General features: G+C 62.4%; 27 protein-coding genes. 17 read left to right on the forward strand and 10 right to left on the reverse strand.

What is annotated here, in order from left to right; translation table 11 throughout:
• On the reverse strand, positions 1 to 660 hold the full coding sequence (locus LZK81_RS05560) for a glutathione S-transferase family protein (protein WP_046627228.1): 660 nt from the start codon (positions 658 to 660) through the stop codon (positions 1 to 3).
• A gap of 133 nt (positions 661 to 793) precedes the next feature.
• Here LZK81_RS05560 and LZK81_RS05565 point away from each other — a divergent pair, with 133 nt between their 5' ends.
• Positions 794 to 1,081: a ribbon-helix-helix domain-containing protein gene (locus LZK81_RS05565; protein ID WP_046607153.1), complete on the forward strand. Its 288-nt coding sequence runs from the start codon at positions 794 to 796 to the stop codon at positions 1,079 to 1,081.
• The gene (locus tag LZK81_RS05570) at positions 1,078 to 1,389 is read left to right on the forward strand and encodes a type II toxin-antitoxin system RelE/ParE family toxin (protein ID WP_046607154.1); all 312 of its coding nucleotides are present in this window, start codon (positions 1,078 to 1,080) and stop codon (positions 1,387 to 1,389) included. The genes LZK81_RS05565 and LZK81_RS05570 overlap by 4 nt, the downstream gene beginning before the upstream one ends.
• Here LZK81_RS05570 and LZK81_RS05575 read toward each other — a convergent pair.
• On the reverse strand, positions 1,386 to 2,762 hold the full coding sequence (locus LZK81_RS05575; RefSeq protein ID WP_233955440.1) for a TIGR03808 family TAT-translocated repetitive protein: 1,377 nt from the start codon (positions 2,760 to 2,762) through the stop codon (positions 1,386 to 1,388). The genes LZK81_RS05570 and LZK81_RS05575 overlap by 4 nt on opposite strands.
• A 229-nt stretch (positions 2,763 to 2,991) precedes the next feature.
• Here LZK81_RS05575 and LZK81_RS05580 point away from each other — a divergent pair, with 229 nt between their 5' ends.
• A complete protein-coding gene (locus LZK81_RS05580) occupies positions 2,992 to 4,506 on the forward strand; it encodes a diguanylate cyclase domain-containing protein (RefSeq protein WP_233955441.1) in 1,515 nt (504 codons plus the stop codon).
• Here the strand turns inward: LZK81_RS05580 and LZK81_RS05585 are convergent.
• The 3 genes from LZK81_RS05585 to LZK81_RS05595 are packed head-to-tail and all read right to left on the reverse strand — an operon-like array spanning position 4,503 to position 5,683.
• Entirely contained in the window at positions 4,503 to 4,829 is a 327-nt protein-coding gene (locus LZK81_RS05585) for a type II toxin-antitoxin system RelE/ParE family toxin (RefSeq protein ID WP_233955442.1), read from the reverse strand. The genes LZK81_RS05580 and LZK81_RS05585 overlap by 4 nt on opposite strands.
• The gene (locus tag LZK81_RS05590; protein WP_046607157.1) at positions 4,830 to 5,075 is read right to left on the reverse strand and encodes a type II toxin-antitoxin system ParD family antitoxin; all 246 of its coding nucleotides are present in this window, start codon (positions 5,073 to 5,075) and stop codon (positions 4,830 to 4,832) included.
• A 56-nt stretch (positions 5,076 to 5,131) separates the two neighbouring features.
• Entirely contained in the window at positions 5,132 to 5,683 is a 552-nt protein-coding gene (locus tag LZK81_RS05595; RefSeq protein ID WP_233955443.1) for a MarR family winged helix-turn-helix transcriptional regulator, read from the reverse strand.
• 117 nt (positions 5,684 to 5,800) lie between these two features.
• Between LZK81_RS05595 and LZK81_RS05600 the strand changes: the two genes are divergently transcribed.
• The 6 genes from LZK81_RS05600 (at position 5,801) to LZK81_RS05625 (ending at position 12,031) form a co-directional block, all read left to right on the forward strand.
• Entirely contained in the window at positions 5,801 to 7,333 is a 1,533-nt protein-coding gene (locus LZK81_RS05600; protein ID WP_046607158.1) for an MDR family MFS transporter, read from the forward strand.
• Between the two features lie 37 nt (positions 7,334 to 7,370).
• Entirely contained in the window at positions 7,371 to 8,381 is a 1,011-nt protein-coding gene (locus LZK81_RS05605; RefSeq protein ID WP_233955444.1) for a ligase-associated DNA damage response exonuclease, read from the forward strand.
• Between the two features lie 244 nt (positions 8,382 to 8,625).
• Positions 8,626 to 10,251, forward strand: coding sequence for a cisplatin damage response ATP-dependent DNA ligase (locus LZK81_RS05610; protein ID WP_233955445.1), 1,626 nt, complete (start codon positions 8,626 to 8,628; stop codon positions 10,249 to 10,251).
• A 64-nt stretch (positions 10,252 to 10,315) separates the two neighbouring features.
• The gene (locus tag LZK81_RS05615; RefSeq protein WP_233955446.1) at positions 10,316 to 10,522 is read left to right on the forward strand and encodes a hypothetical protein; all 207 of its coding nucleotides are present in this window, start codon (positions 10,316 to 10,318) and stop codon (positions 10,520 to 10,522) included.
• Between the two features lie 109 nt (positions 10,523 to 10,631).
• Positions 10,632 to 11,585 (forward strand): alpha/beta hydrolase family protein, encoded by a 954-nt coding sequence (locus LZK81_RS05620; protein ID WP_418936473.1) that lies wholly within the window; start codon positions 10,632 to 10,634, stop codon positions 11,583 to 11,585.
• A 26-nt stretch (positions 11,586 to 11,611) separates the two neighbouring features.
• The gene (locus LZK81_RS05625; RefSeq protein WP_233955448.1) at positions 11,612 to 12,031 is read left to right on the forward strand and encodes a thiol-disulfide oxidoreductase DCC family protein; all 420 of its coding nucleotides are present in this window, start codon (positions 11,612 to 11,614) and stop codon (positions 12,029 to 12,031) included.
• 32 nt (positions 12,032 to 12,063) lie between these two features.
• Here the strand turns inward: LZK81_RS05625 and LZK81_RS05630 are convergent, their stop codons facing one another.
• Positions 12,064 to 12,945 (reverse strand): NAD(P)/FAD-dependent oxidoreductase, encoded by an 882-nt coding sequence (locus LZK81_RS05630; RefSeq protein ID WP_233955449.1) that lies wholly within the window; start codon positions 12,943 to 12,945, stop codon positions 12,064 to 12,066.
• Positions 12,946 to 13,080: 135 nt separating this feature from the next.
• On the opposite strand from LZK81_RS05630, the gene LZK81_RS05635 reads away from it, so the two are divergent.
• The 4 genes from LZK81_RS05635 to LZK81_RS05650 all read left to right on the forward strand — a co-directional run bounded on the left by LZK81_RS05635 (position 13,081) and on the right by LZK81_RS05650 (position 16,324).
• Positions 13,081 to 13,548, forward strand: coding sequence for an Rrf2 family transcriptional regulator (locus tag LZK81_RS05635; RefSeq protein WP_233955450.1), 468 nt, complete (start codon positions 13,081 to 13,083; stop codon positions 13,546 to 13,548).
• 121 nt (positions 13,549 to 13,669) lie between these two features.
• Complete coding sequence (locus LZK81_RS05640; RefSeq protein WP_233956481.1) at positions 13,670 to 14,446, forward strand: L,D-transpeptidase; 777 nt, start codon at positions 13,670 to 13,672, stop codon at positions 14,444 to 14,446.
• Between the two features lie 223 nt (positions 14,447 to 14,669).
• A complete protein-coding gene (locus tag LZK81_RS05645) occupies positions 14,670 to 15,371 on the forward strand; it encodes a L,D-transpeptidase (RefSeq protein ID WP_046627214.1) in 702 nt (233 codons plus the stop codon).
• A 68-nt stretch (positions 15,372 to 15,439) separates the two neighbouring features.
• Positions 15,440 to 16,324, forward strand: coding sequence for an aminoglycoside phosphotransferase family protein (locus tag LZK81_RS05650; RefSeq protein WP_233955451.1), 885 nt, complete (start codon positions 15,440 to 15,442; stop codon positions 16,322 to 16,324).
• Positions 16,325 to 16,368: 44 nt separating this feature from the next.
• Here the strand turns inward: LZK81_RS05650 and LZK81_RS05655 are convergent, their stop codons facing one another.
• Positions 16,369 to 16,854, reverse strand: a complete 486-nt coding sequence (locus LZK81_RS05655; RefSeq protein WP_233955452.1) for a MarR family winged helix-turn-helix transcriptional regulator — start codon at positions 16,852 to 16,854, stop codon at positions 16,369 to 16,371.
• 163 nt (positions 16,855 to 17,017) lie between these two features.
• Here LZK81_RS05655 and LZK81_RS05660 point away from each other — a divergent pair, with 163 nt between their 5' ends.
• On the forward strand, positions 17,018 to 17,440 hold the full coding sequence (locus LZK81_RS05660; protein ID WP_037084108.1) for an organic hydroperoxide resistance protein: 423 nt from the start codon (positions 17,018 to 17,020) through the stop codon (positions 17,438 to 17,440).
• Between the two features lie 344 nt (positions 17,441 to 17,784).
• Here LZK81_RS05660 and LZK81_RS05665 read toward each other — a convergent pair whose 3' ends face one another.
• The 3 genes from LZK81_RS05665 to LZK81_RS05675 all read right to left on the reverse strand — a co-directional run bounded on the left by LZK81_RS05665 (position 17,785) and on the right by LZK81_RS05675 (position 19,244).
• Positions 17,785 to 18,228, reverse strand: coding sequence for a carboxymuconolactone decarboxylase family protein (locus LZK81_RS05665; RefSeq protein WP_233956482.1), 444 nt, complete (start codon positions 18,226 to 18,228; stop codon positions 17,785 to 17,787).
• A complete protein-coding gene (locus LZK81_RS05670; RefSeq protein WP_233955453.1) occupies positions 18,164 to 18,592 on the reverse strand; it encodes a MerR family transcriptional regulator in 429 nt (142 codons plus the stop codon). Before LZK81_RS05670 ends, LZK81_RS05665 begins: the two co-directional genes overlap by 65 nt.
• 196 nt (positions 18,593 to 18,788) lie before the next feature.
• On the reverse strand, positions 18,789 to 19,244 hold the full coding sequence (locus LZK81_RS05675; protein ID WP_233956483.1) for a MarR family winged helix-turn-helix transcriptional regulator: 456 nt from the start codon (positions 19,242 to 19,244) through the stop codon (positions 18,789 to 18,791).
• 57 nt (positions 19,245 to 19,301) lie between these two features.
• On the opposite strand from LZK81_RS05675, the gene LZK81_RS05680 reads away from it, so the two are divergent.
• Genes LZK81_RS05680 through LZK81_RS05690 form a run of 3 tightly spaced genes read left to right on the forward strand, consistent with a single transcriptional unit; the run spans position 19,302 to position 21,447 of the window.
• On the forward strand, positions 19,302 to 20,054 hold the full coding sequence (locus tag LZK81_RS05680) for a DUF899 domain-containing protein (RefSeq protein WP_233955455.1): 753 nt from the start codon (positions 19,302 to 19,304) through the stop codon (positions 20,052 to 20,054).
• Between the two features lie 41 nt (positions 20,055 to 20,095).
• Positions 20,096 to 20,575, forward strand: a complete 480-nt coding sequence (locus LZK81_RS05685) for a DUF1579 domain-containing protein (RefSeq protein ID WP_418936474.1) — start codon at positions 20,096 to 20,098, stop codon at positions 20,573 to 20,575.
• 59 nt (positions 20,576 to 20,634) lie between these two features.
• Positions 20,635 to 21,447 (forward strand): VOC family protein, encoded by an 813-nt coding sequence (locus tag LZK81_RS05690; protein ID WP_046610762.1) that lies wholly within the window; start codon positions 20,635 to 20,637, stop codon positions 21,445 to 21,447.
• The last annotated feature ends 93 nt before the right edge of the window (positions 21,448 to 21,540 follow it).

A 21,540-nucleotide genomic window follows, 5' to 3' on the forward strand; every position in this document is an offset into this window, starting at 1 on the left:
TTACGCCGGTTCGGCGGTCCGCTTGTCCCACATCGCCTTGAAGCCGGGGCGCGCCTGGGCGGCCTCGATCCAGGCCTTCAAGGCCGGGCGGCTGTCGAACAGCGGCGCATAGCCTTGCGCATAACGCACGACTTCTCCGACATTGATATCCGCCACGGTGAAACGGCCGCCGACCATGTGGCTGTTCTTGGAAAGGTGCTTTTCGAGCACGTCGAAAGGCCGTTTCAGGGTGCGGGCCGCGACTTCGATGTCAGCCTTGCCTTCTTCCGTCTCTGCTCTGCCGCCGGCAATCGTGGCCGAAATCTTCAGAGCCGGCGTCTCGATGCTGGTCGCACCGAACAGCGACCACTGAACCATCTGGCCTTCCTCGGCAATATCCCTCGGACCGAGCTCGCCGCCGTATTTGCGGGCGAGATAGAGCGTGATGGCGAGCGATTCGTGCAGTACGAAACCGTCGTCGTCCATCGACGGGATGGAGCCCATCGGGTTGATGCTCAGGAATTCCGGCGACAGCGTGTTGACCGGCGCGCCCGGTGCCATCGGCTCGGGCAGGCGGTAGCCCTGGACGATCGGAATAAGTTCGAAAGGAATACCCAGTTCCTCGATAAGCCACAGCGGCCGAGTGGCGCGCGAACGGTAAACACCATAGATTTTCAGCATTAAAGTCCCTCCAGGAAATGCGAGCGCAAGCTACGGGCAGGGCGCACAAAACGGAAGACCAATCCGCGTTGGACGATGATGAAAGTTTTCGATAGGATTTAATCGTGTCCGATTTCTTGGAAAGGAGCCCGCCATGCGCACCACCCGGTCGCTCAGCATCACCCTGCCGCTCGAAATGGCGCAAATGGTCAAGGCCAAGGTTGCCTCCGGCGAATATGCCACCGAAAGCGAAGTCATCCGCGACGGCCTGCGCACGCTGCTCGCCCGCGATGCGGCGATCGAGAAGTGGCTGGTGGAGGAGGTGGCTCCGGCCTACGATGAACTCAGGGCAAATCCTGAGCGGGCGCTTTCGGCCGAAGAGGTCAGCGCGCGCCTTGATGCCAGGATGGCCTCGCTTCTGGAAAAGCAGAACAAGGCATGAGCCACAAGGTCGTTTTTGGACGCAGGGCCAGCGACGATCTTGAAGATCTTCTCATCTATCTGTCTCCCGAAATGGGTGCGGAGCAAGCCCGAACCTATGTCGGTAAGATACAAAGCTATTGCCTTGGTTTTTCGACCTTTCCCAAGCGTGGGATGTTGCGCGACGACATTAGACCCGGCATTCGCCTCGTTGGATATCGCTACAAGGCGACGATCGCCTTTTTCGTGGAGGAAGATGTCGTCTTCATAGCGCGCATTTTCCATCGGGGCCGCAATGTCGATTTGGACGATTCCAGCGATCTCGATTAAACGATCCGGTTGTTCGCGATCGTCAGATGTTTGAACCCCTGGGCCTGCCCGTCGCCGCGGCCGAGCTCTGCCGTAGACGGTGTCTGCCAGCGATAACCGATCACCGCGCCGTCCTTCATCGCCTCGAACAGGTTGCCGGAAATCAACGCACTGCCGGCGCCTTCGACCACCGTCACCGCACAGCCGACCTTCGCTTGCCTAACGATGTTGTTGCTGACGAGCACGTTGCGCAGGTATGGCCCGAAACCGAGCGCCATGCCCCAGAGCGGCACATTCTCGATGACGTTGCCGGTCACCGCGGTATCCGCCTCGACGCTGATGCCGACGCCGAAGATCGCTCCGTCGAGCACATACGGGCCCGTGGGGGTGAGGTTGCGGACAATATTGCCGGCGACGGTCGCAAGCCGGCCGCCCTCGTTGAAATTGACGACCGAAATGCCGTTCGCCGCGCCGTCGACGATATTGCCGGAAACCAACGCGCCCTCGAAGGCGAATTCCGCATAGATCGCCGTCTCGCCGGAGGCGAGGCATGTATTGTTGGCGATCTGGGCGTTCGAGGCGCTGTTGGCGCGGATCGCCGAAAAGGCCGAATGCGAGATCTGGTTGCCGGTCACCATCACGTTGCCGGCTCGGAACAGGTTGATGGCGTTTCCGTACTGGCCGGTGCCGCCGTTTGTGGCGCCGATCCGAAAGATGCGGTTGCCGGAAACGATCGTGCCGTCGGCGCCCTTGGTCCAGCGATGGATGAGGATGCCGCCATTGCCGCAGTCGGAGACGGTATTGCCGGTGACAGAAAGTCCTGTGCTTTCAACGGCATAGAGCCCATATTCGGTGGCGCCCGAAATCCGGCTCCGCTCGATCCGCCCGCCGCAGCGTTCGAGCTGCACTGCGGTCCTGCGCGCCCCGATGATCTCGCAATTGTCGATGACGATCTCACCGATGCCGCGCATGGTGACGAGCGCCGGGCTCTGGTCGTCGAGCCGGCGGTTCGCCCCGTCGACGACGATGTTGGAGAGCTCGATGCGGCGCGCGCCGTCGGCCGTGAGCATCCGCCCCTCGCCGGAATAGACGAGCCGGGAAGCCCCGGCCACGCCGGTCATGCGGGTGCCCTCGGGCAGATCGAGATTGGATACCGGGTAGTTTCCGGGTGGCAGGAAGACCGGCATGTTCTGGCGCGCCGCCTTGGCGATGATCTCCGCGAGCTTGCGGTTCTGCTTGTCGCCGCCGTCCGGGGTGACGCCGTGTGCGCCGGCATCGATCGAGCCGCGCAGGTCGATCGTCGAAAAGCCCTCGGGGGCGGCGAGGAGGGGCCGAGGCACGGCTCCTGCCGCCGCACCCGCGATCATCGTCAATGCCGTGCGTCTCGAAATCATCCAGCGCGTCTCCTCTGCGTCAATAAAGCATTTTCCATGCCGGCCCTTTATATTGTTACTATGCTCAAAGGTTCCGATTGATTGAGTAAAAAAGGCTTCTTTCGAAGCTTCAATCATGGCAATTTCACAATGATTTTAAGCAACGATAAGGAATTCTCCGCCATGCTATACGGCAATCTGGCGCGATTTCCCGCGTATTTTCTTTGGAAAATGAAAAGGAGGCACTCGGATGGCGGGACCCATGTCGCATAGCATGCCCTTGACTTTTGTCGATCCGCTGGACGAACTCTGCAGCCGCCTCCTGCGCGTTTCCGCCGACAGCGAGATAGACCTCGACATCGCGCTGGTCACCCGCGAACTTGAAACCCGCACTCTTCTCGATCAGCTCCCGGACTTCATTTACGTAAAGGATCGTCGCGGCCGCTTCGTCTTTGCCAATGCCGCAGCCGGGCGCAACAGCAAGCTGCACAAAGGCAACGACCTGATCGGCAAGACGGATTTCGATATTCTCGATCATGAAACCGCACGCGAACTGTTTCTCGTCGAACAGGAGATCATGTCGACCGGCGTGGCGATCGACGGCCGCGAGGAACGCGTCAAGCTCGGCGACGGCCGCATGCTCTGGCTCACCACCTCGAAAATGCCGCTACGCGACGTTCATGGCCAGATCGTCGGCCTGGTCGGGATTTCGCGCGATATTACCGAGCGCAGACGCCAGGACGACCGCCGGCACGGCCACGCGCGTCTTCTCGAGATGATCGCCCGGGGCCAGCCTTTGTCGGCGGTTCTGGATGCGATCGTCAAAACGGTCGAAGATGAACTGGACGACGTCATCGCCTCGGTCCTGCTTCTCGAAGAGGGTACGGACCGGCTGCGCCACGGCGCGGCGACCCGCCTTCCGCCCGCTTATGTGAAACTGATCGATGGCATCGAGATCGGCCCGAAGGTCGGCTCCTGCGGCACGGCCGCCTGGCGGCGCGAACCGGTCTTCGTCAAGGATGTGCTGGCCGATCCGCTCTGGGACAATTATCGCGAACTGGCGCTGAGGTTCGGTTTCCGCTCCTGTTGGTCGACGCCGATCATGGGTGCCGACGGGCTGGTGCTGGGCACGTTCGCTCTCTATTCCGATTCGCCGCGCGAACCGACCGAGCTCGAGCTCGAACTGACGGCGATGGCGACTGACATTGCCGGCATCGCTATCGAACGCGCCCGCGCGGAAGAGCGCATCCAGCACATGGCGCATCACGATCCGCTGACCGGCCTGCCGAACCGCACGCTGTTCTGGGCGCAGTTCAGCCGCGCGCTGCACGAGGCCCGCCGCGAGAAACGCAAGGTCACGGTCGCCTATCTCGACCTCGACAATTTCAAGCAGATCAACGATACGCTGGGGCACGCGGCCGGCGACGAGGTGTTGAAAACGCTGTCGTGGCGCATGGTCAACTGCGTCCGCGTGACCGATCTTCTGGTTCGCCTTGGCGGCGACGAGTTCGCGATCGTCTTCAGCAATGTCAGCCAGGAGGAACTCGGCCTGGTGCGCCGGCTTCAGGAATTGCGGACCGCGATCTCGAAACCCATCGTCATCGACGGCAAGAGCGTCACCGCCACCTGCAGCATGGGCGTCGCCTTCTTCCCGCAGGACGGCGATACGCCGGAAGAACTGCTCGCCCGCGCCGACCGTGCCATGTACGAAGCCAAGGATCTGGGCCGAGACCGCCTGCGCGTTTCGGGAGGCGAGGGGATTTAATCCTCGCTCTCTGTTTCGGCATCCGTGCCGAAATGTTTTTCCACATCCCGATGACCTTCGAGGATGCTGACAACCTGGAATTCGTCGCCAACGTAGCGAAAAAAGATTACATAGCCGCGAAAAGCCGTGCTTCTGATGGCGGTATCAAGCTCGTCGCGAGCACGTCCCATTTTACCTGGAAGGCCGGCAAGCCTCACGCATTTCAGCCGTAATTGCCTTGCAAAGCCACGTCCCGTGGCTGGGTTGCCGCTTTCTCGCGTAATATAAGCTTGGATCTGTGCAAGATCTAAGCGAGCGCTGCCGAGATAGCGAAGTTGGGGCAATCAAAAGCCTTCCTTGGCAAGCTTTTCTGCCTCTGCGTCGAGAAAGGCCTCAACTTCTTCGTCGGTGTGGCTTCCACCCGCTGCAATTGAGCTTTGAATAGTTTCCCTCAGTGCCGAAAGCTTCGATTCGCGCTCCTGCACCAGTCGCAGCCCTTCGCGCACCACGTCGCTGGCCGAGCCATAGCGGCCGTCCTGCACGGCTTCCTCGATGAATTTTTCCCAGCGGGCATCGATCGAAACATTCATGCGCCTGCCTCCAGTTTCTAGCTAAAATTATACTGGAGTAAAATTTTATGCGCAATCTATGGCATCGGCTGAGGCGCCTCGGAAAGCGTGCCCTCCGGCGGCTTTTCCGGCGCCACGTAGATCTCCTCGAAACTCGACACGAACTTTTCGAACAGCACCGAAAAGGCATTGAGTTCGTCTTCCGGCCAGTCCTCCAGGACGCGTGCCAGCAGCGTGCGTTTGACGGCGCGGATCTCGGCCAGCAGGCTGTCGCCGAATTCGGTGCGCACGACCAGCGAGCGGCGGCCGTCCGCCTGAGAGGCGTCGCGGCGCAGGATGCCGCGGGCGACGAGATCGGCGACCAGCCGGCTGCCGCGCGAGGGGTCGATGCGCATCGCCTCGGCGATAGCACCGACCGTCACCTCGCCCTCGATCCGGCGCATCACGTCGAGCACGTCGAGATGCGAGATTTCCAGGCCCGGCGCGATATTGGCGATCGCCGTGCGGCCGATGATCCGCCGGCCGATCAGGATCCGCATCCGCCCGAGCGTTTCGCTCACGCGGGCCACATCCTCGGGGGAAGGCGAGGCGGCAGCGGGTTTCTCTTTCAAAAGGCTCTTCGTCGTCATGGGATGAAACATATCAAAGCGGTTAAGGCTTTCCAACCGTTCTTTGCATTGTGCATCAAAGTGCCGTTGACAATTATATGCTGGAAGCACATAAATTCCGACGCATTGGATTGATCCATGGATATGACCCGCCCGGCCCACGTGCCGCTTGTCGCCAACCACCGCCAGCGGTTGGTGATCTTCTGCTTTTTGCTGACGGCGCTGTTCATGGCGACGCTGGACAACCAGATCGTCTCGACGGCGCTGCCGACGATTGTCGGCGAGTTCGGCGAACTGGAGCGTTTCGGCTGGATCGGTTCGGCCTACCTTCTCGCCAGCAGCACCTCGATGCCGATCTACGGCAAGCTTGGCGATCTGTTCGGCCGCAAATACGTGATGCTGGCGGCGATCGTCATCTTCACCGTCGGTTCGCTCACCTGCGGGCTTGCCTGGTCGATGGATTCGCTGATCGCCTCGCGCGTGCTGCAGGGTTTTGGCGGCGGCGGCATCATGGTATCGATCTTCTCCATCAATGCCGACCTGTTCGAACCGCGCGAGCGGGCGAAATACCAGAGTTATTCGAGCCTGGTGATCATGGCCTCGGGCAGCCTCGGGCCGCTGCTCGGCGGCACGATGAGCGAACTGTTCGGCTGGCGGTCCATCTTCCTGATCAACCTGCCGGTCGGCATCGTCGCGGTCACCGGCATTTCGCTTCTGCTTCCCTATCGCCGCCCGATCCGCAAGCCGAAGATCGATTATCTCGGCGCCGTCCTCCTGGCGGGAACCGTTGCGAGCGTCGTCGTCTGGGCCGATAGCGTCACGCTGTTCGGTTCGCTGGTCGCCTGGCAGTCGATGGTCGTCGTGGCGGCGGGCGCGCTCTGCGCCGTGCTCTGGGTCATCGTCGAAGGGAAGGTGCCCGAGCCGATCGTGCCGCTGAAACTGTTCCGCGACTCGACCTTTTCGCTGTTCCTGATCGTCTCCTTCTGCACCGGCGCGGTGGCGATCGGCATGGCGAACTATTTTGCGCTCTTCCTGCAGACGACCACCGGCCTGTCGCCGACGACCGCGAGCTTCTGCTTCGTCGCCACGACCCTCGGCATCGTCATCGGCTCGCTCACGACCGGCCGGCTGATCTCGATCACCGGCCGCTACAAGCCGTTCACGTTGCTCGGCCTGTCGCTGAATATCGTTGCCCTGTTCATCTTCTCGCAGCTTCCGGTCGCAACCCCGATCTATGTCATCCTCGGCTTCATGCTGATGCAGGGACTGGCGATCGGCTTCGGCCAGCAGGCGCCGATCATCGGTGTGCAGAATTCCGCCCCCCGCGAGGATGTCGGCGCGGCAACCGGTGCCGTGACGCTGATGCGCATGGCCGGCGCCTCGATCGCCATCTCGGTCTATGGCGCGATCGTCGCGGCCGGCATCAGGGACGTCGGCACCAGCATTCCGGGCGTCGAGGACATCGGCTCGCTGACGCCGCTGATGATGCTCGCATTGCCCGAACCGTCGCGGATCGCGGTCCACACGCTCTACACCGAGGCCTTCACGCCGGTGTTCTTGGCCGGCAGCGCCATGGCGCTGATCGGCCTCATCGCCGCCCTGATGCTGAAACCGGTCCGTCTGCCGCAGGCGGTGATGGCCGAAAACAAGCCGGCCGCCGCCTCGGAGTGATCTGGCGTCCGGCCGTTTTTGCCCTATCTTCAAGGGCATGAAACCAGAGGCGCTGCTTCATCCCACCCCGGCCGGGCTGTTCTGCCCCATCGGCCGTTTCCATGTCGATCCGGTCCGTCCCGTCGAGCGGGCGCTGATCACCCACGGCCATTCCGACCACGCCCGCGCCGGCCACGCCAAGGTTCTGGCGACGCGCCAGACGCTCGACATCATGCGGCTGCGCTACGGCGAGGATTTCTGCGGCGAGGAACAGGCAGCCGCCTTCGGCGAGGAGATCGATGTCGACGGCGTGCGGGTGAGCTTCCACCCCGCCGGCCACGTGCTCGGCTCGGCCCAGATCGCCATCGAGAAGGACGGGCTGCGGATCGTGGTTTCGGGCGACTACAAGCGCGGCATCGACCCCACCTGCGCACCGTTTGAGCCGGTCGCCTGCGACGTGTTCATCACCGAGGCCACCTTCGGCCTGCCGGTCTTCCATCACCCGGATCCGAAGGGCGAGATCGACAAGCTGCTGACCTCGCTGAAACAGTTTCCGGAACGCAGCCATCTCGTCGGCGCCTATGCGCTCGGCAAGGCGCAGCGAGTCATCCGGCTGATCCGCGATTGCGGGTATCATGAGCCGATCTTCATCCACGGCGCCTTGGCAAAACTCTGCGACTACTATGTCGGCCAGGGCATCGATCTCGGCGACATAAGACCTGCGACCATCGAGAAGAGCAGCCCCGACGCCTTCAAGGGCGCGGTCATCGTCGGACCGTCCTCGGCCTTCCAGGATCGCTGGGCACGCCGTTTCAACGAACCGCTGATCGCCTTCGCATCGGGCTGGATGATGGTGCGCCAGCGCGCCAAACAAGGGGGCGTCGAACTGCCGCTGGTCGTCTCCGACCATTGCGACTGGCCGGAACTTCTCTCGACCATCGAGGAGATCGGCCCGAGCGAGGTCTGGGTGACGCACGGCCGCGAAGAAGCGCTGGTGCGCTGGTGCGAGCTGAAGAACATTCCCGCCCGGCCGCTGCATCTGGTGGGTTACGAGGATGAGGGGGATTGATGGGGATGGGTCTTTCGCTTGAAGCCGCGGCCACCCCCCTCTGCCCTGCCGGGCATCTCCCCCACAAGGGGGGAGATCGGATGTGGCACGACCTTCCCCAAATAACTGCCGCTTTGTTTGCTGCAAAGCAGACGAGCCAGAACGAGGCAGTGGCGATGCCTCCAGCCAATCTCCCTCCTTGTGGGGGAGATGCCCGGCAGGGCAGAGGGGGGTATGCCACGCACGCCATCGATGAGGTGGCACGATGAAACCCTTCGCCACCCTCCTCAACCGTCTCGTCCTCACCCCGTCGCGCAACGGCAAGCTCACCCTTCTCGCCGACTATTTTCGCGATACGCCCGATCCTGACCGCGGTTACGGCCTTGCCGCACTCGCCGGTGGGCTCGATCTGAAAAGCGTCAAGCCGGCCATGCTGCGCGATCTCGTGCTGGAACGCATGGACCCCATCCTCTTCCAGTATTCCTACGATTATGTCGGCGATCTCGCCGAGACCATTTCGCTCGTCTGGGACGGCACCCGCAAGGACGAAATCGATGACGAGCACCAGCCACGGCTCGGCGAGGTCGTCACCAGAATGAATTCGCTCGGCCGCACCGAGGTGCGCTCCGCCGTGCGCGATCTGCTCGACAAGCTCGATACGTCGAGCCGTTTCGCCTTCCTGAAGCTCGTCACCGGCGCGCTCCGCATCGGCGTCTCCGCCCGCCTCGCCAAGCAGGCACTGTCGGATATGAGCGGAAAAGACGTCACCGAGATCGAGACGCTCTGGCACGGATTGACGCCGCCCTATGAACCGCTCTTCGGCTGGCTGGAGGGCAGGGCGGAAAAGCCGGTCCTCGCCACGCCGGCGATCTTCCACTCGGTCATGCTGGCCAATCCGGTGGAGACGGGCGATCTCGAAAAGCTGGACCCCGCCGATTACGCCGCCGAGTGGAAATGGGATGGCATCCGCGTGCAGATGTCGAGCTACGGCGGCACCAGAAAACTCTATTCCCGCTCCGGCGACGACATCACCGGTGCCTTTCCGGATGTCGTCGGGTCGATCAATTTCGAAGGCGTCATCGACGGCGAATTGCTGGTCGGTGGCACTGCCCGCTCCAACAATCCGACGCGCACCTTCTCCGACCTGCAGCAGCGGCTGAACCGCAAGACGGTGACGGCCAAGATGCTCGATGACTACCCGGCCTTCGTGCGCGCCTACGACCTGCTGTTCGAAAGCGATCTCGATATCCGCGCCGAGAGTTTTCTCGAACGCCGCAGACGCCTCGGCGACATCATCCAGCGGGCGCCGCATGACCGTTTCGATCTCTCCGATCTCGTGCCCTTCACCACCTGGGACGAGCTCGACCGCATCCGCATCGCGCCACCCGATCCGGTCATCGAAGGGGTGATGATCAAGCGCAAGGACAGCCCATACCAGGCCGGCCGCCTCAAGGGGCCGTGGTTCAAGTGGAAGCGGGACCCCTACAATATCGACGCGGTGATGCTCTACGCCCAGCGCGGCCACGGCAAGCGGTCGAGTTATTATTCCGACTTCACCTTCGGCGTCTGGGCGGAAACGCCTGATGGCGAAGAACTGGTGCCGGTCGGGAAAGCCTATTTCGGCTTTACCGACGCTGAACTCGAAGTGCTCGACAAGTTCGTGCGCGACAACACGGTCGATCGTTTCGGGCCGGTCCGGGCGGTGCGTGCGGAACCGGATTTCGGCTTCGTGCTGGAAGTCGCCTTCGAGGGCATCAACCGCTCGACCCGCCACAAGTCGGGTGTCGCCATGCGCTTTCCACGGATCGCCCGTCTGCGCCAGGACAAGCTGCCGCGCGACGCCGACCGGCTGGCGACCCTGACGGCGATGGTGGAGGCACGCGAGGGTTGATTGTAGCGAAATTCGCCTATCTAAACCCCGATATTGCAGATCTTGGTTCCTGGGGGATAACGACATGACGAAATCGAGCTTTATCATCAAGGGCATTGTCGCGCTCATCGGCTGCGTCGCAGCCGCCTATATCGGCCAGGAACTCCTGGGCGGCGGCGCTCTCGGATGGGTGGTCGGCGGCGCTGTTCTTGGCGTGACTGCCGGACCGTTTCTTCAGGCGCTCGTCCAGTGGCGCAAGGAGAAGGATGCGGTGCGCGCGAAGAGGCTGTAGGCAATCCAAGCCTCGGGTTTTCCTATGAAGTTCGCGAATGAGTGAATGGACAGCGTTTCCTGCAAATGCTGATATCGGACTGGCGAAACGCTCTTCAGGCTCATCACATATGACAGATCCCCGCATTCTTTCTTCCCGAAATCTCATGGAAGACGGCGGTCTGACCCGCCGTACCCTGCTGGCTGGCGCCGCCGGCCTCTTGGCTGCAGCCATGCTGCCCGCCGCGGCTCGCGCGGAGTTTCCCGTGCCTGAGGTTCCTCCGCTCGAAAAGGAGGATTACGGCGACGCTCGCCGGCATTTCCACACCAACCTCATCCGCAAGGGCCCGTCCCCCGAACAGTCGCCTCCGCTCGGCACGCCCGCAGGTTCGAAGAAGGTGATGTATCGCGGCGGACCGGACGGCTCGATCGAACTGATCGCCTGGATTTCGCCCTATGAGCCCTCCGCGAAACTGAAACCCGCGGTCCTTTTCCTGCATGGCGGCAACGCCACCGGCGACGGCCATTGGGAACTGATGAAGGCCTATTGGGAAGCGGGCTACGTCGTCATGCTGCCCTCGTTCCGCGGCGAAAACGGCCAGGCCGGCAATTATTCGGGCTTCTACGACGAAACGTCGGATGCGCTGGCGGCAGCCGCCTATCTGGAGCAATTGCCGGGGATCGACAAGAACCGCTTCTTCCTTGCCGGCCATTCGAATGGCGGCACGCTGGCGCTGCTCGCCTCGATGACGCGAAAGTTCCGCGCCTCCGCGCCGATCTCGGCGGGCGTCAATTCCTGGCGTTATTTCGGCCGGTTCGAGCGGGAAGTGCGTTTCGACGAGAGCGACCAGAAGGAATTCATCATGCGCTCTTCGGTCTGCTTCGGCCACAGCCTCAAATGCCCGACGCTCCTGCTGCGCGGCACCGAGGAACGGCCCTTCGACGCCGATCACCGGCTGCTGATGGACCGGGCGAAATCAGCCGGCGTCTCGATCGAGGCGAAGCTCCTGCCCGGCAATCACAACGGCGTTGTGCCGGGCGCGGTCGCCGAAAGCATTCGCTTCTTCAACCAGGTCACGGGTTGAGGCCGAGCCTTCGCCGGAGCGCATGTATGAGCGGCAGCAACGGAATGGATTTGGGCGGGCCGATCATCGTCTTCGATGCGATGTGCGTCCTGTGTTCGGCCAACGCCCAGTTCGTGCTTCGGCATGATCGCGCCGCAAGGTTCCGCCTGGCGTCGATGCAGGGCGAGGTCGGCGCAGCGCTTTACCGTCGGTGCGGGATCGATCCCGAAAACCCCGAAACCATGATCGTCGTGGATGGGCAGAGCGTCCTGCGCGACAGCGATGCGGTTCTGGCAATCTATGACGGGCTCGGATGGCCCTGGAAGGCGCTGTCGATCGTCAGGCTGGTGCCGCGGTTCATTCGCGATCCGCTTTATCGCCTGATCGCCAGAAATCGCTATCGCATCTTTGGACGGCGAGAGGCCTGCTGGCTTCCGTCACCGGAACAGGCCCGCCGCATCCTGTGAAGCCGCATCCTGTGAAGAGGGTGTCGTAAGATTTACCCGAACATCAGCGACCGGTGCGTCCCCGCGCCCGCCATGGCGCCGTCACCGACGGAAATCGCCACCGAGCCCGCCGCGCGGGCAGCATCCCCGCAGGCGAAAACACCGGGAATGCTGGTCTGCTGGGTCATGTCGGTGCGGATGAATTTCCCCACCGGGCCGTCTTCCAGGGCGCAGCCGAGCTGTTCGGCAATGGGACTTGCCAATTCCGTCCGGGACAGAACGAAAAGTCCGGCAAAACTCAAGGCCCGGCCATCCTGCAGCAGGATTTCGGCATGGCCGCCGATCGATGAGATCGGGGTTTCCTCGATGGCGACACCGCGCGCCGCCAGCTGGCCGGCCTGTTCCTCGTCAGGCCGGAACGCATCGTTGAGCAACAGGGTGGTCGAGCCCCAGTCGGGCAGCATCAGCGCGTGATGCATCGACATGGTGGAGACGCCGATCACGCCTACCTGTCCGCGGTTCAATTCGTAACCGTGGCAATAGGGGCAATGAAAGACGCTTTTGCCCCACCGGTCGATCAGGCCGGGGATATCAGGCAGGTGATCCCTGACGCCCATGGCGAGCACCAGCCGTTTCCCCGCAAGCTCCTTGCCGCCCGCTGTCACCGAGAAACCGGCTTCGCTTTTCCGGGCATCATCGGCCCGTGCGTCGAGCCATTCGACGGTCGGATAGGCCATCAGCTGGGAGCGGGCCTCGCCGGCAATGGTCTCGGGCCGTTCGCCGTCGCGGGTGAGGAACCCATGCGAAGTCTCAGCAAAACGGTTCCTGCGGCGGCCGTCGTCGATGACGAGGACGCGCCGCCGGGCGCGGGCGAGCTGCAGGGCGGCGGAAAGGCCGGCATAGCTGCCGCCGATGACGATCGCTTCGTAATCCATGCGAAATCCTCCTCATGAGTCTTGAAACAACATAAGTTACATGATGGCGCGCGGTCAATGGACTTGTAACTTATGTTGTTGCGAATGAATGTGCGTGTTAGAAATGGGTGGCCGAAAACGCGAGGGAGCGCCTCGATGAGACACGACAGCCGCCTGTCCCGCATGCTGCATGTGCTGATCCATATGGATCGCCACGAAGGCGCGGCCACGTCGGAAACCATTGCCGCGATGCTCAACACCAATCCGGTCGTGGTCCGCCGCACCATGGCGGGGCTTCGGGAGAAGGGCTATGTGCGCTCGGAAAAGGGCCATGGCGGCGGCTGGAGACTGGGTCGCCCCCTGTCGGAAATGACATTGCTCGACATCTACGAAGCGGTGGGCGAGCCTGCGGTCTTTGCGGTCGGTCCTGCCTGCGACCAGCCGGCATGCCTGGTGGAGCAGGCGGTCAATGCAGCCCTTTCCGAAGCTTTCGGGGAGGCCGAAAAGCTGCTTCTCAGCCGCTTCGGCAAGGTGACGCTGGCAGATATCGCCCGCGACTTCGATGCGCGCGTGGCACGCTATCCGGCATCGGCGGCCCGTGCCGGTGCTGGCTGGCACTCATGAACGGTTCCACCAGCTTCGCGCCAGCCGCATCTGCCATTGTCGGCCGGACGTCATCTGCTGGAAGCGGGTTCCCATGCCATTCTCCTTTCGACCTTACCGCCGCCCCCTTGGCCTTTCCGCCATGCTCGCCGCGTCCGCGGCGCTCGGTGGCTGTCAGATCCCTTTGGTCACCGATACCAGCCGCATGAACCCGGACGTCTTCGTGCAGCAGACGGCGCCGGTCTTCAACGTTGCGCCCTATGCCGATCCGCCGTCGAACCAGCCGCCTCCGATGCCGGGCGCCATTCCGCACAAGCGCCAGCTCTATCCGTCGACTTTCCACCAGACCTATGGATTGCCGGTTTCCAATCCGGTCCACCGGGCCATGTACGGCGTCATCCGCGACGACGGCCACACGCTTCCGGCCATCCCCTATTCGCGCATCGATGCCCGTTATCTGCGCCAAGACGTCGATTACCGCACCAACGAAGCGCCGGGCACGATCGTCGTCGATACCGGGGAACGTTTCCTCTATTTCGTGCAGCCGGGCGGCAAGGCGATCCGCTACGGCGTCGGCCTCGGCAAGGCCGGTTTCTCGTGGCAGGGCCGCGGCGTCATCCAGCGCAAGGCGGAATGGCCGCGCTGGACGCCGCCGGACGAGATGGTCGCCCGCCAGCCGGATCTGCGCAAATTTTCGGCCGCCGAGGGCGGTGCCAATCCGGGCCTCAACAATCCGCTCGGCGCCCGCGCGCTCTATATCTTCAAGGATGGCCAGGACACGCTCTACCGCGTGCACGGCACGCCGGACTGGCAGTCCGTCGGCAAGCAGACCTCGTCCGGCTGCGTGCGCATGCTCAACCAGGATGTCATCGACCTCTTCGACCGCGTTCCTTCGGGCACGCCGATCGTGGTCATCTGACCACGGCAACATTCCCTTCAATGGACGGAAAGAGCGGCGTTGCCGCTCTTTTTTTATCGTCATCTCAGGGGTTTGAACTGCCGTGTAGGTCTCGTGAATAGTTGATTAAGGACCGCGGACCTATCTTCCAGCTCGGGGAGCGAGTCGGAACCTTTCGACCGCCCTGCCGTTAAAGAGCGATTTTGCTGTTCCCTGCGTTTACTATCGAGCGGTCCTGCCTCAGATGATCCTGAACCCTTCCTTTTCCCGCCGGAGTTTCTTGTCTCTCCTCGGCGCGGGCGCCGCCTCCACGCTTGCCGGCTGCGCCTCGTCCGTGCCGCGTCCGCTGGCCACGACGGTTGCCTTCCGTCCGGAGCCTATTGAAGGTCCGTCGTCGGAACTGGATGTCATGTACGGCACCGTCGTCGACGGCGGTTTCGTCATCCCGGCGATCCCATATCGCCAGATCAACCCGCGCTATTATCGCCAGCAGGTCGTCGATCCGACCGGCGAACGCCCCGGCACGGTGGTGGTCGACACGGCGTCGCGCTTCCTCTACCTCGTCGAGCCCGGCGGCACTGCCATGCGCTACGGCGTCGGCATCGGCCGCGAGGGTTTCGCCTGGCAGGGCGAGGGCGTCATCCAGTGGCGCCAGAGATGGCCGAAATGGACGCCGCCGGACGAGATGGTCGCGCGCCAGCCGGAACTGACCAAGTATTCGGCAAAGAACGGCGGCATGCCGCCCGGCCTTCGGAACCCCCTCGGCGCCCGCGCGCTCTACATCTTCCAGAACGGCAAGGACACGCTCTACCGCCTGCACGGTTCGCCGGAATGGAATTCGATCGGCACCGCCGCGTCGTCGGGCTGCGTGCGGCTGATGAACCAGGATATCATCGACCTCTACGACCGCGTGCCGGAAAAAGCGCGCATCGTGGTGTGGCAGTAATTTCTGTCACAGACAGTTGCTAGTCATCCCCGGCGCAACCTGGATCTCGCGCCGAAGGGGATTTGTGCATGGTCGAGATCGACACCGCTCTCGTGAAAAGCCTGATCGCCGCCCAGTTTCCGGATTGGGCGGGTCTCCAGGTGAGACCGGTCGCGATCGGTGGGTGGCGCAACCGCACCTTCCATCTCGGCGACACCATGTCGGTGCGTCTGCCGCGCGCCGAACGGTATGTCGCGCAGGTCGAAAAGGAGCACCGCGTCCTGCCGGCACTGGCCCCGCAACTGCCGCTTCCCATTCCCGTGCCCCTCGGGCTCGGAAGGCCGGGCGAGGGTTATCCTTGGCCTTGGTCGGTCTATCGCTGGATCGAGGGCGAGCGCTCGGGGCTGCAGAGCATAGTGAACCTGACGGAATTTGCCGAGGATCTGGCCGATTTCCTCCTGGCGCTCTGGAAAATCGACGCTTCCGATGGCCCGCCCGCCGGCCAACATAATTTTTACCGCGGCGGCGCGCTGGAAGTCTATGACGACGAGACGCGCCGCTCGATCGACGTCCTCTCTGGCGAAATCGACGTGCCGCTGATTACCGAGATCTGGGAGAGGGCGCTCGCTTCGACCTGGGAGAACAGGCCGGTCTGGGTGCATGGCGACGTCGCTGACGGCAATCTCCTCGTCCGTGGCGGGCGGCTTTCCGCGGTGATCGATTTCGGCAGTTCCGGCACGGGCGATCCCGCCTGCGACCTCGTTATCGCGTGGACGCTGTTCGACGCACCGGCGGCCCGCGCTTTCCGCGATCGGGTCGGGCTCGATGCGCGGACCTGGGAAAGGGCGCGCGGCTGGTGCCTTTGGAAGGCGCTGATCACGGTCGCCGGCGAACCCGGCACCAATCCGCTCGTCAAGGAAGAGCACCGTACTTGGATCGACCGGATCGTCGTGGATCATCTCGGCAGGGAATGACTGCCTCCGCCGTTGTCACTTGGCCTTGATGGCGCCCCATGCGATCAAACAGATGGCAGTGTCTCTTTTTCGCTCCCCGCCTTGGTCAGCCTCTGCTTCAGCGCGATCAGTTCGTCGCGTAGCGCCACCGCCTCTTCGACACTGCAGCCGACGGCCTTGCCGATCGCACCGGCGACGCCCGCCGCCTGGGTTTTCAGCTCCGTTCCCTTTTTCGTCAGCGAGATCCTCACCTGCCGCTCGTCGTCGCGGTCGCGCTTGCGGGCGACGAGGCCGGATTGCTCGAGCCGCTTGAGAAGAGGGGAGAGCGTGCCGGAATCGAGGCCCAGTCGATCGCCGATCGCCTTCACCGGCTGGTCGTCCTCCTCCCACAGCGCGATCATCACCAGGTATTGCGGATAGGTGAGCCCGAGCGGCTCCAGCAGCGGCTTGTAGGTGCGCGTGAAGGCGTGCGCCGCGCCGTAGATCGCAAAGCACAGCTGCGCATCGAGGCTGATCTCGAAATCTTGGCGGTCGTGCGCTTTTTTCTGCATGGCCGGTCCTGTCTTCACGTTCTTGTGCTCTATCTTTTTCCCGGCCCGCATTTTCGCAGGCTTGACGGCAAAATGCAATGCGCGTAATTAGATTGTGCGCAATTGAATTGCGGACAAGATTTTTAACCCAGAACCATCGTCAAAGACCAAGGGAGTTAGACTCATGCCCATTCTCTATACCACCAAGGCTTCCGCCACCGGCGGCCGCGCCGGCCATGGCGCCTCGGAAGACGGCGTTCTCGACGTCACGCTGACGGTTCCGAAGGAACTCGGCGGCGACGGTGCCCGGGGCACCAATCCGGAACAGCTCTTTGCCACCGGTTATTCCGCCTGCTTCCTCGGTGCGCTGAAATTCGTCGCCGGCAAGGAAAAGGTAAAGATCCCGGATGACGCCAAGGTGACGGCGACTGTCGGCATCGGCCCGCGCGAAGACGGCGGCGGTTTCGGCATCGAAGTGTCCCTTCTGGTCGACATTCCGGGCATGGACAAGGCCCAGGCCGAAGACCTCGCCGCCAAGGCCCACATCGTCTGCCCCTATAGCCACGCGATGCGCACCTCGACGGAAGTGCCGGTCTCGGTCGCCTGATCTACGGCAAGACCCGACCAGCGGGAGCCGCTCCGTCCGACGTTGAAAACCGCCCGCCTTGATCCTTGGCGGGCGGTTTTCTTTTGCGCCTCCGTGATTTTGCGGGGGCGATAACTGCCACCCGAGCGGCTGCGGCGAGCGGCCCGCGGCAGCAGTAGGCCGGCCGATTGATGGTTTGGTTGGGGTAGATGGGGAGGCAGAGGTAAGAGCTGCTTTGGGCCCTAAGCGGTCATTCTACCGCCTTTGTGAGCAGGTTTGCCAAAGATAGCTCCCTTATAAAACCAATGGCGAAATCCTCATCACAAATTCAAAGGTTTCCGCGGCAGAAGTGCCGATACCAACGTTTACCTTGGAAACGGGGGTTCGATAGATTGCTCCTGCTCACCAAGTGTGGGGAACCGGGCGGCAAAGACTTCCTTGGCTGCGAACAGGCCATTAAGCGCTGCAGGAAAACCGGCATAAACGGCCATTTGTATGATAGTCTCGGTAATTTCCTCCTTGGTTACACCGACATTCAGGCCCGCTTCTATGTGAACCTTCAGTTGCGGAGTAGCGGTTCCCATCGCAGTCAGCGCCGCGATAGTGGCGATCTCACGGGCGCGCAGATCGAGGCCAGGGCGGCTGTAGATGTCGCCAAATGGAAACTCGAACACGTAGTTTGCGAAGTCGGGGGCGATGTCCCTCAGAGCGGCGATGACATTGTGGCCGGCCGCGCCGTCGATTTCAGCGAGCGCCCTCTTGCCGCGTTCCAGCCGGCTTTCGCCGGCGTTCGGGGATTGGTGCGTCATGATCATTTTTCCTCTGTTCCTTGCCGGCATATCCGGCGATCTTGGTGTCGAGGACGAGAAGGCAGGCTTGCAGTTCGGCCACATGGGCACGGACACGCTCGCGGTGCTGTTCAAGCAACGCGCTGCGCTCTGATTCCGTGCCGACGCCGCGCTCCCGTAGAGCTGCGTAGTGCAGCATTTCCCGAATAGGCATCCCGGTCGATTTGAGACGGTCGAGAAATTCCATCCAGATCAGGATTGACGCGTCGTAATCACGTTGGCCCGATTGGTCTCTGTCGGCATGAGGAAGCAACCCGATCCGCTCATAATAACGGATGGTGTAGGCTGACAGTCCTGAACGCTTTGCCAGTTCGCCAATCTTCATAAACGCCCTTCTTTCGTCACGACGCATGGGAGGCTACCGGTTAGAGCGCACTCTAAGTCAACCCACTAAAAGCGGTTTCGCAAAAATTCGCGAAACCGGCACTTGTTTCCCGACTTTGCGACGGTCGCAAAGCCCGCTTCTGGCGCAAAGCCGCCACCGCCCTTGCTTTCAGAGCGTGATCGGCTACCGCCCCGCTCTACCTGATCCCGCCGAGCGTCGCCCGCAGCTCTTCCGGCCCGCCCTCGCCAAGCTCCGCATCGATCTCCCCATGCACCCGTATCCAGATCGGCAGTGCGGCGGAAAGCATGGTCATTCCGTCGTCCGTCAGGCGCAGGAGCCGGCCGCGCCGGTCCTTCGGATCGACGGTGGTTTCGACCAGACCGCGCCGTTCCAGCACTTTCAGTGCCGCCGTCAGCGTCGTGCGGTCCATCGCGAGCAGGTTGGCGACCTGGCCCATCGGCGCCGGCTGCGGCCGGTTCAGCGACATCATCAGCGAGAACTGCCCGTTGGTGAGCCCGATCGGCTTCATCGCATTGTCGAAACGCCGGGCCAACGCCCGCGCCGCGCGCTGCACATGCAGGCAGAGGCACGTGTCGCGTACCAGCAGCGTCGTCGAAAAGGGAATCACTTCGATAGTCGGGGTGTTTGACAGCATCGGAAGAGTATGTTGATATCAACTTATTCTGTCAAGCATTGGAGGAGGCCTGTCATGGATGTCACCGTGTCCCCGAAAAACCCTGTCGTCAGCCGCGAGGAGTGGCTCGAGGCCCGGCGCAAGCTGCTGGCCTTGGAAAAGGAAGAGACCCATCTGCGCGACAAGGTGCGCGCCGAGCGCCTGGCCATGCCCTGGGTCAAGGTCGACAAGGATTATGTGTTCGACACCCCGAAGGGCAGAAAGTCGCTCGCCGAACTGTTCGAGGGCCGCAGCCAGCTGATCGTCTACCATTTCATGCTCGGTCCGGATTGGGATGCCGGCTGCCCCGGCTGCTCGTTCCTGTCGGATCATATCGACGGCACGCTTCCGCATCTCAACAACCACGATGTCACCTTCATCGCAGTCGCCCGCGCGCCGCTCGACAAGATCGAGGCCTACAAGAGGCGCATGGGCTGGAAATTCCCCTGGGTCTCGTCCTTCGGCAGCGATTTCAACTTCGACTATCACGTTTCCTTTTCCAGGGAGGACCTTGCCAAGGAGGCGGTGTATTATAACTTCCGTGAAGTGCCGCCGTCCGAGGCGCATGATGAACTGCCGGGCCTTTCCGCCTTCTACAGGAACGAGGCGAGCGAGGTCTTTCATACCTATTCCAGCTACGCCCGAGGCGGCGAAGAGCTGATCGGCACGCTGATGATCCTCGACCGGGCGCCGCTTGGTCGCAACGAGGACTCGACGATGAACTTCGTCAAGCGCCACGACGAATACGAACCGAAACCACAAGAGACGGCTTCATCCTGCTGCCATTGAACGGGTTCATTCTGGAGCTTCGAAAAGAGGAGGAGGAAAAGATGAGCGCGATGGAAATGCCCAAACCCCAGGCCGAACACGGCTTTCTGGAAAGAATGGTCGGCCTTTGGGAAGTGACGTCCACCAGCATGGGCCACGACGAAAAATGGGTCGAGGTCTGCCGCTCGCTGAACGGCATCTGGTTCGTCGCCGAAGGCAGCGGCGACATGCCGGATGGCGGTGGCCCCGCCACCACCATTCTCACTCTCGGCTACGATCCGGCCAAGGGCAAATATGTCGGCACCTGGCTCGGCACGATGATGAACCATCTTTGGGTCTATGAGGGTGAGGTGTCCGAAGACGGATCGACGCTCAATCTCTATACGACCGGTCCGGATTTCGCCAACCCTGGCAAGACAGGCGACTACCGCGAGCAGATCATCTTCACCGACGACGATCACCGGACCTTCAATTCCAGCGCGAAACAGCCGGACGGCTCCTGGAAGCAGTTCATGGAGGCCAGCTACGCCCGCAAGCGCTGAGCCTGCGTGTGTCCAATTCAACGCGTCGGTCGACGCAGTCATTCGTAGAGGAGACGACCATGTTGCAGACCGTTACCGGGTCTCGATCCGAGACCCATGGCAAGTTCATCTGGGTCGAGCTGATGACGCCCGATACCGATGCCGGCGGAAAATTCTATTCGTCGGTGGTCGGCTGGAAGGTGAAGGAAATGAGCATGCCCGACATGCCCGCCTACTACCTGTTCGAGATGGGCGAGGGTGACAATTGCCCGGGCATCGGCGGCATGATGAACTTTCCGCCCGAACTCGAGGGCAAGATCCCGCCGAACTGGACGGGTTATGTCTCGGTCGACGATGTCGACCAGATGGCCAAGGATTTCGTCGCCAATGGCGGCCGCGTGCAGCGCGAGCCGGAGGATATTCCGGGCATCGGCCGCTTCGCGGTCGTTGCCGATCCGCATGGTGCGGTCATCTGCATCATGACGCCGCTGCCGATGGAAAATCCGCCTCAGGAACTCGCCCCGGATGCCGTCGGCAATGTCGGCTGGCGCGAGCTTTATGCCGGAAACGGCAGGCAAGCGGTCGATTTCTACGGCAAGATGTTCGGCTGGAAGCTCGACCATGATTTCGACATGGGACCGATGGGCACCTACCACATCTTCTCCCATAACGGCCGGCAGATCGGCGGCATGATGACCAAGCCGGCGGAAGTGCCGATGGCCTGCTGGTGCTACTATTTCATCGTTGACTCGATCGACGCCGCCATCACCCGGTTGACGGCAGGCGGCGGCAAGGTCGTCCACGGCCCGATGGAAGTCCCCGGCGGCTCCTGGATCGTCCAGGCGCTCGATCCGCAGGGCGCTTTCTTCGCGCTGACGTCCGCGAAGAAGTAAGCGGCACAGTCTGTTTTGGCGGGTGTTGGCCTTCATCCTGAAGGACATGCGAGGCGTTGAAAAAGACGCCCGCATGTCGCCAAAGGGTGAGGG

This window comes from Neorhizobium galegae (genome assembly GCF_021391675.1).
In the GTDB taxonomy this organism is placed as follows: Bacteria; Pseudomonadota; Alphaproteobacteria; order Rhizobiales; family Rhizobiaceae; genus Neorhizobium; species Neorhizobium galegae_B.